The organism is Hyphobacterium sp., assembly GCF_043584775.1.
In the GTDB taxonomy this organism is placed as follows: Bacteria; Pseudomonadota; Alphaproteobacteria; order Caulobacterales; family Maricaulaceae; genus Hyphobacterium.
On the sequence record NZ_CP121327.1, the window covers coordinates 1,896,811 to 1,911,509 of the forward strand.

A 14,699-nucleotide genomic window follows, 5' to 3' on the forward strand; every position below is an offset into this window, starting at 1 on the left:
AAATCACGCGCGACTTACAGGGCCCGGACGGCTATCCCAAGAGCCATGCGTGCTATATTTGTTCTCATTTCCCGAATCGTCGTGATAGATGGGTTTCATGAGCTCACTTCCCATTTCCCAGCAGGCCCGTCCGCAACCACCCCGGCGCGATGCCGATTATATGGACGGGCTGAACCCCGAACAGCGTGAGGCCGTAGAAGCCATTGACGGGCCGGTTCTGGTGCTGGCCGGTGCGGGCACGGGCAAGACGCGCGTTCTGACGACGCGGCTGGCGCATATTCTGGCGACCGGACATGCGAAGCCCTGGGAAATCCTGTCGGTGACCTTCACCAACAAGGCCGCCCGGGAAATGAAAGAACGCGTCGGCAAGCTGATTGGCGAAGCGGTGGAAGGCCTGCCCTGGCTGGGCACGTTTCACTCCATCGCTGCGCAGATATTGCGCCGGCATGCCGAGCTGGTGGATCTGAAATCCAGCTTCACCATTCTCGATACGGACGACCAGTTGCGCCTGATGAAACAGCTCATCCAGGCCGAAGGCATTGATGAGAAGCGCTGGACGCCGCGCTATCTGGGTGCGCTGATTGATGGTTGGAAAAATCGCGGACTGACGCCCGACAAGCTGCCGGAAGATGCGAAATACAAATTTGCCGACGGGGCGGGTCAGAAGCTGTACGAGGCCTATCAGGCTCGCCTGCGAATCCTGAATGCCTGCGATTTCGGCGATCTCCTGCTGCACAATCTGACGATCTTCATGCAGCACCCGGACGTGCTGAAGGAGTATCACCGCAAATTCCGCTATCTTCTGGTGGACGAGTATCAGGACACGAATGTCTGCCAGTATCTGTGGCTGCGCCTGCTGGCCCAAGGCTCACATAATCTGTGCTGTGTGGGCGATGATGATCAGTCCATTTATGGCTGGCGCGGTGCTGAAGTGGATAATATTCTGCGTTTTGAGAAAGATTTTCCGGGTGCCAAGGTCATTCGACTGGAGCGCAATTACCGCTCGACCGGTCATATTCTGGGCGCTGCTGCCGGCCTGATCACGGCGAACAAGTCGCGCCTCGGCAAGACGTTGTGGACCGAAGATGAACCCGGCGAAAAGGTTCAGGTGCGCGGCATCTGGGATGGCGAGGCGGAAGCCCGCTTTGTCGCCGACGAGATCGAGAACTGGGTTTCCAATGGCCGGCAGCATGGAGAGTGTGCCGTTCTGGTGCGCGCGTCGTGGCAGATGCGGGCGTTTGAAGACCGCTTCATCATGCTGGGGCTTCCCTACAAGGTGATCGGCGGGCCACGCTTCTTCGAGCGCGCCGAAATCCGCGATGCCCATGCCTATTTCCGGCTGGTGCGCTCGATTGATGACGATCTCGCCTTTGAGCGGATCGTAAATACGCCCAAGCGCGGCATTGGCGCGACCTCGGTGCAGAAAGTCGCCCATGCGGCCCGGTCGGCGGGCCTGTCGATGGCGGCCGCCGCCCGCATGATGACCGAGACGGATGAAATTCGCGGCGGGGCGAAGACGGGCCTGAAAACCTTCCTGCGCGATATTGATCGCTGGGCGCAACTGGCCGACACGATGCGCCATGACGAGCTGGCCGAGATCATTCTCGATGAAAGCGGCTACACCGCCATGTGGCGCGAGGACAAATCCCCGCAAGCCGCCGGGAAGCTCGACAATCTGAAGGAACTCGTCCGCTCGATGGGCGAATTTGATACGCTGGAAGCCTATCTCGAACACGTCTCTCTGGTGGCCGAGCTGGATACGACATCGGGTGGAGACGAGGTCTCCCTGATGACGCTGCACGCCGCCAAGGGGCTCGAATTCCCGCTCGTTTTCCTGCCCGGCTGGGAAGAGACGGTCTTCCCTTCGCAACGCTCCCTGGATGAGGGCGGCACCAGCGCGCTGGAGGAAGAACGCCGCCTCGCCTATGTCGGCATTACGCGGGCACGCGAACGCGCCGTCATTTCCTTCACCGCCAACCGGATGATCTTTGGCCGCTGGCAGGCCGTCATCCCGTCGCGCTTCGTTGATGAAATGCCGACGGATTATGTCGAGGCCGTTTCCGACACCGGCTATTATGATTCAGGGCCGGGCTTTGAAGGCGTGAAGGAACAGGCCGACCCTTTCATCTCGACCTATTCCTCACCCGGTTGGAAGCGCTATCAGGCCGCCACAGGCGCGGGCCGCAAAGGCGGCCCGGCCGTGATCGAAGGCCGCGCCAATTTCGTCGAGACCAGCTCTGCCGGCTCGGGCAAATGGAAGGCCGGCGACCGCGTTTTCCATGACAAATTCGGCTATGGCACAGTCTCGCGCGCCGATGGCGCCAAACTCACCGTCTCCTTCGACAAAGCCGGCGAGAAGAAAGTGGTTGATAGCTTTGTGAGGGGCGAGCCATGACCCTATGGAAACTTGTCTTCGCCGGGCCGATGGGTCCGCTTTATGCCGCGTCGGAAGCCATGATGGCGCTGGAGGATGGGCCTGTGTCCGTCTCGCTGTTCGAGCGCGAGGAGGATGAGACCAAAGGCTGGATCGAATTGCTCTACGAGGCCGAACCCGACGCCGAAGCTGTGCGCCAGACCGCCGGACTGCCCGATGATTATCCCGCCACATGCGCGCCTCTGCCCGAGGAAGACTGGGTGAAGCTGTCGCAATCGGGCCTGCCGCCCGTGATTGCCGGGCGCTTTGCCCTGCATGGCAGTCATGATGCGGCGCCCGAGGGCAAGCTGGCCATTCTGATCGAGGCCGGCCCCGCCTTTGGAACCGGCCATCACGGCACGACGCGCGGCTGCCTGCTGGCCTTTGATGCGCTGCTGGAGGAGGGCTTCACGCCCGCGAGTGTGCTGGACGTTGGCACCGGGACGGGCGCGCTGGCCATTGCCGCCCGGCTGGCGCTGCCGGACGCGGAGATTCTTGCCACGGACATCGACCCCGATGCGGTCGAGGAGAGCATCCGCAATGCGGAGAAGAATAATGCGGCAGATATCGATTTTTTCGCCGCGGACGGGTTTGAACATATCAAGCTGGTCGAGCGCGACTTTGATCTGGTCTTTGCCAACATCCTAGCCGGCCCGTTGATCGACCTCGCCCCGGCCATCGGCCGTGCCATGCATGAGGGCAGTATCGCCATCCTCTCCGGCCTGCTGGAAAGCCAGGCCGATGAGGTCAGCGCCGCCTATCGGGCGCTCGGCCTGCACATAGAGCGCAAGGATCCGCTGGAAGGCTGGTCCACGCTGGTGGTGCGGAAGGCATAGACTGTTAGAGCGCGGGCACTTTCCCTCCCCTCGATGGGGAGGGACGACGGCGCAGCCGTCAGGGTGGGGTGATGTCTGAATGCCCCCACCCCTACCCCTCCCCACACAGGGGGAGGGGAAAAGACCTGCCATATTGAGAAAGATCAGTATCCGTCATCCCGGACGGCACGCAGTGGCGATCCGGGATCCATTCCGGGCCCTCAATGTCTCGGAATGGGTCCCGGGTTCAGGCTGACGCCCGCCCCGGAGTGACGAAATTAGATATCCCATTCCCCGCGCCTTCCGCGGTATTGATTGTTCACTCCTCACCCTACCCTCTCCCCTCATGGGGGGAGAGGGGAAGTCGATTGGGTTCCGAAAAGGCGGTTCGGCCATCCCCCCTCATGAACACCCCTGGCCTTCCCCCGCCTTGACTCTTTTCCATTATTTCTATATTTCTCGATATATGGATAAGCAAGATTCCCTCACCGCTCTCGCCGCCCTGTCGCAGGAAACCCGGCTGGATGTGTTTCGCCTGCTGGTGACGGCGGGTCCGCAAGGTCTGCCAGCTGGCGACATCGCCGAACGGCTGGAGGCGCGGCAAAATACAATGTCGACAAATCTCGCTATTCTGAACCGGGCAGGCCTGATCACGCGGCAACGCGATGGCCGCATAGTGCGCTATGCCGCGAATTACGAGGGCATGCGGGGATTGATCAATTTTCTGATGATGGATTGCTGTCGTGGCGCGCCGGAAGTGGTGCAACCGCTCGCTAAATCCTGTGCCTGAAGGAGGCCGATATGAAACGCTTTCACGTCAACCTGACCGTGAAGGACATCGAAAAGTCGGTGGCCTTCTACAATGAACTATTTGCGACCGAGCCCACGGTCCAGAAGGACGATTATGCCAAGTGGATGCTGGACGATCCTTACGTCAATTTCTCGATTTCCACCAAGGGTGAAAACGCCGGCATCGATCACATCGGCATCCAGGCGAATGACGTCGAAGAACTTGCCGATATCCGCGAAAGGCTGACCAAGGCCGACAGCCCGATCTTCGATCAGGAAGACGTTAATTGCTGCTATGCGGACTCGAAAAAGGCCTGGATCCGCGATCCGGACGGGGTTGCCTGGGAAACTTTCCACACCGCCGGTCAGACCACGAATTATGGTGACGATACGGCACCCGAGCGCGCCCGGCTGGAGGAAAACCCCAAGCCTTCGGCCGCCTGCTGCGGCTAGCGCTTGCGGCCCTTGATGCCGGCGGCGTCGAGGAAAGCATTGACGTCGGTTGTGGCCGCGCGGCGGCGGATGCCGGACCGGCTGCGGGTGCGATCGAAGTGGTGGGTCATTGCGTCGCCGCCATTCAGCGCGGCAAGCCAGTTTGTGGAAGACATGATGGGGCTCCTTTGTTGGCCTCCACATGCGCCCGGCCGCCGGTCAGGAGAAGTGCGAAAAATTCAAACCTGCCATTTAGTTTTGCATAGCCGAGGACTTCCATTGAAAGCCGCCCCTCGGCGGCGTAGTTTCCGCGCCATGACACATTATCGCGCACAATCTTTCGAGGTGAAGGGCGGCCCTCAACTGGGCCGGGACCACCTGCCGCTACTCCGCTCGCAACTGGCCGAGGCCGGGCTCGACGGGTTCATCATCCCGCACGAGGACGAGTATAATAACGAATACCTGCCCGATTGCGCCGAGCGTTTGGCCTGGGCGACGGGATTTACCGGTTCTGCCGGTGCCGCCGTCGTGCTGACGGACAAGGCCGCCGTTTTCGTGGATGGCCGCTATACGGTGCAATCGCGCGAGCAGGTCGATCAGGACCTGTTCAGCCTGGAAGATCTGACCGGCGGCGGTGTTGCCGCATGGCTGGCGAAGAATGCCGTTTCCGGATCGAAGATCGGCTATGATGCGAAGCTGCACAGCCCGGATGCGCTGGGTCGCCTGCTGGCAGCAGCACGCAAGGCCGGGGCCGAACTGGTGGCGGTCGAGACCAATCCGATTGATGCGGCCTGGGAAGATCGTCCCGCCGCACCGATGGCAAAGCTGGTCGCGCACCCGACGGAATTCACCGGCGAGGACCATGCCGACAAGCGCACCCGCATTGGCGAAGCGATTGCCGAAGATGGTGCCGATGCCGCGGCGATTACGGCGCCGGCGTCGATCGCCTGGCTGTTCAATCTGCGCGGCGGCGACGTCATGCGCTCGCCCTTGCCACTCGGCGCCGCGATCATCCGCAAGGATGGTACGGCCACGTTTTATGTCGCGCCGGAAAAAGTGACGGACGAAGTGCGCTCGCATCTGGGCAATGAAGTCGCCTTGCGCCCGGAAAGTGAATTTGAAGCCGGGCTGAAAGAGCTGGCCGGATCAAAAGTGAGCGTCGACCCGGCGTCCTGCTCCGCCTGGGTGTTTGACACGCTGAGCGATGCCGGTGCCACGCCGGTGCGCCGCCGTGAACCTGTGGCTCTTCCCAAGGCCATGAAGAATGAGGTGGAGCTGAAGGGCGCCGCCGCAGCGCATGTGCGCGATGGCGCGGCCCTGACCCGCTTTCTCCACTGGCTCGATACCGAAGCGCAATCCGGCGAGGTCGACGAGATCACGGCGGCCCAGAAGCTGGCCAGCCTGCGCGGCGATCTGATCGAGCTGCGTGATCTCTCCTTTGATACGATTTCCGGCTACGGTGCGAATGGCGCGCTGCCGCATTACCGCGTCTCGGAAGCCTCCAATCTGAAGCTGGCCCCGGGCTCGCTCTATCTGGTCGATAGTGGCGGTCAGTATCCGGACGGCACCACGGATGTGACCCGAACCGTCCCGATTGGCGAGCCGACCGCAGAAATGCGCACGCGTTTTACACAAGTCCTCAAGGGCCATATCGGTCTGGCCATGGTGCGCTTCCCGAAGGGCACCACCGGCGGCCAGCTGGATATCCTCGCGCGCCTGCCGCTTTACATGGCGGGACTGGATTATGGCCATGGTACCGGCCACGGCGTCGGCAGTTTCCTCGGCGTGCATGAGGGCCCGCAACGGATCGCCAAGGCGGGCTCTGACGAGCCGCTACAGCCGGGCATGATCTGCTCGAACGAGCCGGGCTACTACAAGGAAGGCGAATACGGCATCCGGATCGAAAACCTGATCTATGTCACCGACCCCGCGCCGATCGAGGGCGGCGAGATCGACATGATGGGATTTGAGAACCTGACCTGGGCGCCGCTGCACAAGGCCCTGATCGATACGCATTTGCTCACTCCGCAGGAAGTGGCGTGGGTGGATGCCTATCATGCTGGTGTGCGCGATCGCGTCCTGCCCCTGCTGGATGGCGATGCCGCCAGCTGGTTGATCCGGGCGTGCGAACCCTTGTCCGGCGCGACACCCTGATGCGTATTCTGGCCGTCATCGGCCTCGCCCTGCTGGCGGCCGGATGCTTCTATTCCGAGGACGAGCTGATCACGCGGCGTCTGGCGGGCGAACCGCTGGAGGCGGGCTATTTCGTGCATGCGCCGGTCGATCCGGAAAACGGCGTGGAATGGGCGGGCGCGACCTGGGAAGGTGAAATCCGGCGCGGGCGCGGCATGCGCTATTATTCCCGCGCCGACAATTTCCCGCACAATAATGCGCGCTTCCGCTCCATGGGCGGCAATGTCTGGCTGGCCCAGATTCCCGCGCGCGATGGCCCGCGCGCCTTTTCCTATGGGCTGATGTGGGTCTATGAAGACGGCGTGATTGCCTATCACATCCCTGATTGTTCAGAGCTGGCCGAAGCCACACGCGAGGAGATCGGCCTCGCGCCCGACGAGGAAGGCCTGTGCAAGGTCGATGATCTGGGCGTGCTCGAACAGACGATGAGCGCCTATCTTGTCCAGTTTGAAGGCGAGGACATGCGCATTGACGGGATCTATCGTCGGGTCGGGGAATAGGCCCCGGATTTCCACGTCATGCCCCGGCTTGTCCGGGGTATCTCAGGACAATCGGGATCACCCGGATAAACCGGGTGATGACGGGATGAATTACTTTCTCGCTGCAAGCGGGGACAGGGAACGGCTTCTCTTCACCCCCCAATCAACTCAAACCATTCATCCTCGGTGAGGGTCTGGACACCCAGCTCTGTAGCTTTCTTCAGCTTTGAGCCCGCCCCCGGGCCGGCGACGAGAATGTCGGTTTTTGCCGAGACCGAGCCGGAGACTTTCGCACCGAGGGACTGGGCCTTGGCCTTGGCTTCATCACGTGTCACGCGCTCCAGCGTGCCGGTAAAGACGATCGTCTTGCCAGCAACGGGACTGTCGGCAGCCACCGCTTCGGCATCCTCGATCGTGATCTGGTCTTCGAGGCGCTGGACCAGTTCGAGGTTATGCGGCTCGGCGAAATAGCGGCCAATCGCGTCGGTGGCCGTCTCTCCTACACCATCAATGCCCAGCAAGCCCTCGCGCGCCTCGCCATCTTCAGCAGCCGCCGTCGCGGCAGTCTTGAAGGCGGTCCAGCTGGTATAGGCGCGGGCAAGCAGTCGCGCCGTCCCCTCGCCGACATGGCGTATGCCGAGTGCGTTGAGCAGGCGGGCGAGACCGATGGTCCGGCGGCCCTCAATGGCCGCAAAGAGATTGCCGACCGAAGTTTCGCCCCAGCCCTCGCGCTCCTGCAAGGGTGGTTGAACCTCCCCTTCCCGGTTGCGCATGGCGAGGGTGAAGATATCGGCCGGCTCGCGAACGAGACCTTCCTCGAAGAAGGCCTCGATCTGCTTTTCGCCCAGCCCCTCAATGTCGAACGCCTTGCGGGAGGAGAAGTGCTTCAAATGCTCCTTCTTCTGGAAGGGACAGGCGAGCTCGCCCGTGCAACGGCGCACCGCATCCATCTTGCCGGTGCGCTCATTGAATTCCCGCGCCGTCGGGGTTTCCAGCGGGCAGGGACAGGTTTTCAAAGGTTCGAAGGGCTGTGCGCCTTCCGGGCGTTCTGATGTGATGACTTCCACGATTTGGGGGATGACATCCCCGGCCCGCTGCAAGACGACTGTATCGCCGATGCGAATGTCCTTGCGGGCGATCTCGTCTTCATTGTGCAGGGTGGCGTTGGAGACAACGACCCCGCCCACCGTGACGGGTTCGAGCTTGGCGACGGGCGTCAGCGCGCCCGTGCGCCCCACCTGGATCTCGATGTCGTTGAGAATGGTCGTCGCGCGTTCGGCCGGGAATTTATGCGCAATGGCCCAACGCGGCGCGCGCGCAACCTGTCCCAGGCGCGCCTGATAATCCAGCCGATCCACCTTGTAGACGACACCGTCGATATCATAATCCAGCGTGGCGCGGCGTTTCTCGATGCCGCGATAGGCCTCTAGCAGCGTTTCCAGTTTTCCGGTGACGATCATTTCCGGATTGATCGTGAAGCCCAACGCACCAAGGCGCTGCACCGATTCATACTGGGTTTCGGCCAGAGGTCCACTGAGCTCGCCCCAGGCATAGGCGAAGAATTGAAGGGACCGCGAGGCTGTGATCGACGGATCAATCTGGCGCAGCGATCCCGCTGCCGCATTGCGCGGGTTCTTGTATTCCGGCTTGCCGATCTCGCGCTGGCGCGCGTTCAGCGCCGCGAAATCAGCGTGGCTCATATAGACCTCGCCGCGCACTTCCAGAAGGTCTGGCGCATCGCCGTCCAGACGATGCGGGATATCATTCAGGGTTTTCAGGTTGGCCGTGATATTCTCGCCGGTCCCGCCATCGCCGCGCGTCGCGCCGAGCACCAGCTCGCCTTTCTCATAGCGCAGGCTGGCCGACAGGCCATCAATCTTGGGCTCGGCGGTGAATTGAACATCATCGGCTTCGGTGAGTCCCAGAAAGCGGCGGACACGGCCGATAAAATCGGCGACATCCTCGTCATTGAAGGCATTGCCGAGCGACAGCATGGGCCGGGCATGGCGCACTTCGCCGAACTTGCCCGACGGTGTGGCACCCACTTTCTGCGTCGGGCTGTCCGGCCTCACCAACAACGGGAAGCGATCTTCAATCGCGATCAGCCGCAAACGCAGCGCATCATAGGCGGCGTCGGAAATCTTCGGCGCATCATTCTGATAATAGGCGCGGTCATGCTTGCGGATTTCAGAACTCAGGCGGGTGACTTCGGCGTCGGCCTCATCAGTCGTCAGATCCGCCACATCCTTGAGCGCGCTCATGACGCCCCCATCAACTCATCGGCCTGCGCGCGGGCGGCATCGGTGACATTCTCGCCTGACAGCATGCGGGCGATTTCCTCGCGGCGTTCGTCGCCAGAGAGTGGCCGCAAGGTCGTGCGGACGCGGCCCTTGCCATCTTCGGCTTTCTCGATCTTCCAGTGATGATCCGCCATCGCAGCAACCTGGGGCGAGTGCGTCACCACCAGTGTCTGGCCGGTTTCGGCCAGCCGCTTCAAACGCTTGCCGACAGCAGCCGCGACCGCGCCGCCGACGCCCTGATCGACTTCATCAAAGATCAGGGTGAGCCCCTCCTCGCCGCCTGAAAGGCTGACCTTGATCGCCAGTGCAAAGCGCGCGAGCTCGCCTCCGGAGGCAATCTTGTCCAGCGGCCCAAAAGGCGTGCCGGGATTGGTCATCACTTCAAACGCGACACGGTCCCGGCCCGAGGCTCCGGCCCGGTCCGGATCGGTGTCAATGCCGACGCGGAATTGCGCCTTGTCGAGCTTGAGCGGTGGCAGCTCGGCAATGACCGCCCTGGCCAAGGCCTTGCCCGCTTTTTCGCGCGCAGCGGTGAGCTTTCCAGCGGCCGTGTCATAGCTGGCTTCCGCGGCTTTCAATGCCTTTTCGGCTTCCTTGACCCGGTCATCGGCATTTTCAATCGCGTCAAGTTTTTCGCCGAGCTCGGTCCGGACATCGCTCAGATCATCAACGGCCACGTCATGCTTGCGCGCCGCAGCGCGAAGGCCGAACAGGCGTTCTTCGACTTCGTTCAGACGTCCGGGCTCAATTTCGAACGTCTCGGCAGCATCCGAGAGCGCATCTTCGGCCTCGGTAAATTCGATCAATGCCCGGTCCAGCGCACCGGTGGCGCGATCCAGCGCAGCCCGAGCCGCACCGGCACTACCCGCATCGCCTTCACCGAGTGACGACCGGACTTTTTCCATGCCCCGCAGAGCCGAGTTCAAACGCGATGACAATCCGCCATCGGACTCCAGCGCGCTTCGGGCTTCATCCAGTTCGGTAAGGGCCTGTTCGGCGTTCTGCAGAAACTTTCGTTCCTCGGCGAGCACCGCTTCTTCGCCGCGTTGCGGTTCCAAAGCATCCAGTTCTTCGAGAGCATGGCGGAGGAAGGTTTCCTGATCGGCCGCTGTCTTGCGGCTTTCCTCCAGCGTTTGAAGCCGATCGCGGGCTTCACTCAGTTGTTTCCAGGCATCGGAAACCGCCGCGCGTTCTCTTCCATTGCCAGCATAATCATCCAGCAGGCCGCGATGGGTTTTCGGATCAAGCAGGCCACGACCGTCATGTTGTCCATGTACCTCGACCAGTGTTTCGCCGATCCGCCTTAGCAGGCTGACGCTGGCGGGCTGATCATTGATCCAGGCCTGACTGCGTCCATCCGCGGTCACACGCCGGCGCAATACCAGACCTTCTCCGGCTTCCATATCGAGGCCCGCTTCGGCGAGGAGATCGGCTACGGCATGCCCTTCCTGAATCTCAAATGTGGCCGATGCGCTGCCATCATCATGGCCTGCGCTGACCTGCGCCCGGTCGGCCCGTTCGCCGGCAGCGAGCCCGAGCGCTCCCAGAAGAATGGATTTCCCTGCGCCGGTTTCCCCCGTCAGTGCGCATAGACCGGCGTCAAACTCTGCGTCCAGCGCATCGATGAGAACAATATTTCTGACCGAAAGAGCTGTCAGCATCCGGCAAACGCCCTAGCCGAACAGCCGGTCCATGGCCCGCTGCCAATAGGAAGGGTTTTCCGGCTGCAGATCGGGGTTCGGGATGGCAATACCTTCCTCGGTCAGCAGGCGATAGGTATCTTCATACCAGTCACTGCCCGGGAAGTTGTGTCCGAGAACCGCGGCCACTTGCGTGGCTTCTTCATCAACGCCGAGCGCGACATAGGATTCCACGATCCGGTGCAGGGCTTCGGGTGTGTGAGTGGTGGTCTCGAAATTCTCGAGGACATTCCGGAAACGGTTGATGGCCGCCAGATAGAATCCGCGGCGCAGATACCAGCGGCCAATGTCCATTTCCTTGCCGGCGAGGTGGTCCCGCGTCATGTCGATTTTCAGACGCGCATCCTGTGCATAGCGGGATTCCGGATAGCGGCGGACCACTTGCTGAAGCGCATTCAGCGCGCTCACCGTTGCCTGCTGGTCACGGCCGACATCAATGATTTGCTCATAATGGCTGATGGCGACGAGGTAATAGGCGTAAGGCGCGCTGCGATTACCCGGGTGGAGTGCGATAAAGCGTTCGGCATCGGAAATTGCCTCTTCGTAATTCCCGGCCTGATAGTTGGCATAAGCGGCCATCAGCATGGCGCGCCGCGCCCATTCCGAATAAGGGTGCTGACGCTCGACCTCGTCGAACTGATCGGCGGCATCGGACCAGCGCCGGGCTTCCAGCCGCTCGACAGCCGCAGCATAAATCGCCTCGACCTCGCGTTCGACATAGACATTTGATTCTGAAATCCGGCGGGACTGACAGGCTGTCAGGGTCGCGGCTGCCATCACTACAATCAGGGAACGCGTCAGAAAGGTCATAATTACTCCGCGCAAGGCCAACAGACCCGGCAGGGTCACTCAATTCGATGTGTGTTGTAGCGCAAGCGAAGCGGCGTTGAAAGCGCTGGTTCAGCCTTCCAGTGAGGCGACCTCAGGACGGGCATCTACATCCGCATAGGAAACCATTTTCCAGGCTGACTTGTCGGCCAGAAGCGCCCGCACGGACGCCACATTAAGGGCATGCCCCGGCTGATGCGCAAAGTAACGCCCGAAGATCGGCGCCCCGGCCAGCGACAGATCACCGAGCGCGTCCAGTGCCTTGTGGCGGGCAAACTCGTCGGCAAAGCGCAGGCCTTCCGGATTCGCGATACCGGAATCATCAATCACGACGGCATTGTCCATCGACCCGCCCAGGGCGAGGCCGGCGGCATGCATCGCCTCGACATCCTTGCGGAAGCCAAATGTGCGCGCCGCGGCGACATCGTCGGCAAAAATCCGGTCGGACACATCAAACGCATAGCGCTGACGGCCCACGGTCGGATGCGGGAATGAAATCTCGACATCAATTGCGGGCTTGATGGACGGCAGGAAGGTTGCCGTACGTCCCTGCATTTCAATCGAAACCGGCTTCAGAATGCGGATAACGCGCAAGGGCGCGGCCGTTTCTTTCAAACCCGCCTGCCGGATAAGCTCGACGAAAGGTGCGGCGGATCCGTCCATGGCCGGCGTTTCCGGACCATCAATCTCGATAATCGCATCATCAACGCCAAGACCGGCGAAGGCCGACATCAGATGCTCAACCGTCGCAACACTGGCCCCGGCCTCGTTCGCGATGGTCGTGCCAAGACGTACGGTGGAGACATTGTCCACGTGCGCGGCGATACGGTTATCGCCCGTCAGGTCCGAGCGAACGAAATGAATGCCGGATCCCGGAGCCGCCGGCTTCAAGACCATGCGCACACGCTCGCCGGAGTGCAGACCAATCCCCGCACACACCGATACGGCTGCCAATGTCTTCCGGTTACTCACACTCAACACCCTTCGAACCGTAAATCAGACCATTAAGGCCCGGCGCAATCTGCGCAGATTTCTTCAAGGGTTGTCCTAGAGGCGGAAGCTAACAGCCGCAATTAAAGCATTGTTGCAGTTTGTTACGCGCCTGAAACCGTCAGATCAGTTGGCCTGACGGCGCAGGAAGGCCGGAATCTCCAGATCCGTATCTTCCCCGTCCTCACCGAAGAGGTCACCTGTTGCCTGACGCGCGCTGCGCGGGCGGACGGTCTCGTCCTCGGATTGACGCGGCGGCGTCTTGGGCAGCGGTGCCATGGGGCGCTTGCGGCGTCCGAAGAGGGAGAAGGCCGATTTGCGCTCTTCTGCCGGTTCCTCGATCTCGTCCTCACGGGCTTCAAGGCGCGGTTCACGGCGCGGCTCGGCTTCCGGACGGAAACGCTCAGCCTCGGCGGCCACACGCTCCTGATCGCGAATGACTTGAGGACGCGGATCCTGATCCATATAGGGATCGGCCTCGATCTCCTCGGCCACCGGATCGGCATAAGGTGCGATTTCCGGCTCGCGCTTTTCGGCCTGCGGCGCGGGGCGGTATTCGGCTTTTTCCTCGTGCAAACGGCGCACGAGCGGCCCCTGGCGTTCGCCCGTTGCGGCGGTTGCCGCCTTGCCGGGGCGCTCGCCCACGCCTTCCCGTTTCCAGGGCAAAATGCCTGCATGCGGATCAACCGCCGGTGCTGCATTGGCGCGCGGCTGGGCGCGGCGCGGATCAACGGCCACTTGCTGTTCAGCATCAATTCCGGTCGCCACAACGGACACACGGATTGTGCCATCCAGCGCTTCATCGAAGGTCGAGCCGACGATGATATTGGCATCAGGGTCGACCTGATTGCGGATTTCATTGGCCGCTTCATCGACCTCATAGAGGGTCATATCATAGCCGCCGGTGATATTGATCAGAACGCCTGTTGCGCCTTCCAGCGAGACATCATCCAGCAGCGGATTGGCAATAGCAGCATGCGCCGCTTCGGTCGCGCGCTTCTCGCCAGAAGCTTCACCGGTGCCCATCATGGCCTTGCCCATCTCGTTCATCACTGCACGAACATCGGCAAAGTCGAGATTGATCAGACCCGGCATGACCATAAGGTCGGTGATACCGCGAACGCCTGAATGGAGGACGTCGTCCGCCATCTGGAAGGCCTCGGCAAACGTGGTTTTTTCGGTCGCAATGCGGAACAGGTTCTGGTTCGGAATGACGATCAGCGTGTCGACATGATCCTGAAGCTGTTCGATGCCTGCATCGGCGATGCGCATACGGCGCGAACCTTCGAACTGGAACGGCTTGGTGACCACGCCCACGGTCAGAATGCCTTGCTCGCGCGCAGCGCGGGCGATCACAGGCGCCGCCCCGGTGCCGGTGCCGCCGCCCATGCCAGCGGCGATGAACACCATATGGGCACCCGCCAGGTGCTCCATGATCTCGGCCAGTGAATCCTCAGCGGATTGCTCACCGATTTCCGGCCGCGCGCCTGCGCCCAGACCTTCGGTGATCGCCGCCCCCATCTGGACGCGTCGCTCGGTCTTGGACCGGGCCAGCGCCTGCGCGTCGGTATTTGCAACTGCGAAGTCGACCCCTTCAAGCTGGGATTCGATCATGTTGTTGACGGCGTTACCACCGGCTCCACCGACCCCGAATACGAGGATGCGGGGGCGAAGTTCGGTAGTCTCGGGAACAGATATATTCAGGGCCATGGCCGCTCCGTATACGAAGCCTAAAGGTTAACGCAGGATTCGCGGACAAT

The 14,699-nt window shown here is 61.7% G+C and carries 12 protein-coding genes; 6 read left to right on the forward strand and 6 right to left on the reverse strand.

The genetic code is table 11. The features are described 5' to 3' along the window. Positions 1-97: 97 nt before the first annotated feature. From P0D52_RS09505 to P0D52_RS09520, 4 genes are all read left to right on the forward strand, one after another. Entirely contained in the window at positions 98-2,395 is a 2,298-nt protein-coding gene (locus P0D52_RS09505) for an ATP-dependent helicase (RefSeq protein ID WP_394692419.1), read from the forward strand. Then, complete coding sequence (locus tag P0D52_RS09510) at positions 2,392-3,249, forward strand: 50S ribosomal protein L11 methyltransferase (protein ID WP_394692420.1); 858 nt, start codon at positions 2,392-2,394, stop codon at positions 3,247-3,249. The genes P0D52_RS09505 and P0D52_RS09510 overlap by 4 nt, the downstream gene beginning before the upstream one ends. A 445-nt stretch (positions 3,250-3,694) precedes the next feature. Beyond that, on the forward strand, positions 3,695-4,018 hold the full coding sequence (locus P0D52_RS09515; RefSeq protein WP_394692421.1) for an ArsR/SmtB family transcription factor: 324 nt from the start codon (positions 3,695-3,697) through the stop codon (positions 4,016-4,018). 11 nt (positions 4,019-4,029) lie between these two features. Further along, positions 4,030-4,470, forward strand: a complete 441-nt coding sequence (locus P0D52_RS09520) for an ArsI/CadI family heavy metal resistance metalloenzyme (protein WP_394692422.1) — start codon at positions 4,030-4,032, stop codon at positions 4,468-4,470. Here the strand turns inward: P0D52_RS09520 and P0D52_RS09525 are convergent. Next, on the reverse strand, positions 4,467-4,625 hold the full coding sequence (locus tag P0D52_RS09525; RefSeq protein ID WP_394692423.1) for a hypothetical protein: 159 nt from the start codon (positions 4,623-4,625) through the stop codon (positions 4,467-4,469). The genes P0D52_RS09520 and P0D52_RS09525 overlap by 4 nt on opposite strands. Before the next feature lie 139 nt (positions 4,626-4,764). Between P0D52_RS09525 and P0D52_RS09530 the strand changes: the two genes are divergently transcribed. Together P0D52_RS09530 and P0D52_RS09535 are read left to right on the forward strand one after the other, a co-directional pair. Next, complete coding sequence (locus tag P0D52_RS09530; RefSeq protein WP_394692424.1) at positions 4,765-6,603, forward strand: aminopeptidase P family protein; 1,839 nt, start codon at positions 4,765-4,767, stop codon at positions 6,601-6,603. Next, positions 6,603-7,142: a hypothetical protein gene (locus tag P0D52_RS09535; protein ID WP_394692425.1), complete on the forward strand. Its 540-nt coding sequence runs from the start codon at positions 6,603-6,605 to the stop codon at positions 7,140-7,142. Before P0D52_RS09530 ends, P0D52_RS09535 begins: the two co-directional genes overlap by 1 nt. A 131-nt stretch (positions 7,143-7,273) precedes the next feature. Here the strand turns inward: P0D52_RS09535 and ligA are convergent, their stop codons facing one another. From ligA to ftsZ, 5 genes are all read right to left on the reverse strand, one after another. Continuing rightward, positions 7,274-9,382, reverse strand: a complete 2,109-nt coding sequence (gene ligA, locus P0D52_RS09540; protein WP_394692426.1) for an NAD-dependent DNA ligase LigA — start codon at positions 9,380-9,382, stop codon at positions 7,274-7,276. Beyond that, on the reverse strand, positions 9,379-11,082 hold the full coding sequence (gene recN, locus P0D52_RS09545; RefSeq protein ID WP_394692427.1) for a DNA repair protein RecN: 1,704 nt from the start codon (positions 11,080-11,082) through the stop codon (positions 9,379-9,381). Before recN ends, ligA begins: the two co-directional genes overlap by 4 nt. Before the next feature lie 12 nt (positions 11,083-11,094). Next, the gene (locus P0D52_RS09550) at positions 11,095-11,931 is read right to left on the reverse strand and encodes an outer membrane protein assembly factor BamD (protein ID WP_394692428.1); all 837 of its coding nucleotides are present in this window, start codon (positions 11,929-11,931) and stop codon (positions 11,095-11,097) included. A gap of 90 nt (positions 11,932-12,021) precedes the next feature. After that, positions 12,022-12,921: a UDP-3-O-acyl-N-acetylglucosamine deacetylase gene (lpxC, locus tag P0D52_RS09555; RefSeq protein WP_394692429.1), complete on the reverse strand. Its 900-nt coding sequence runs from the start codon at positions 12,919-12,921 to the stop codon at positions 12,022-12,024. Between the two features lie 144 nt (positions 12,922-13,065). Next, the gene (gene ftsZ, locus P0D52_RS09560) at positions 13,066-14,649 is read right to left on the reverse strand and encodes a cell division protein FtsZ (protein WP_394692430.1); all 1,584 of its coding nucleotides are present in this window, start codon (positions 14,647-14,649) and stop codon (positions 13,066-13,068) included. Positions 14,650-14,699 lie beyond the last annotated feature (50 nt).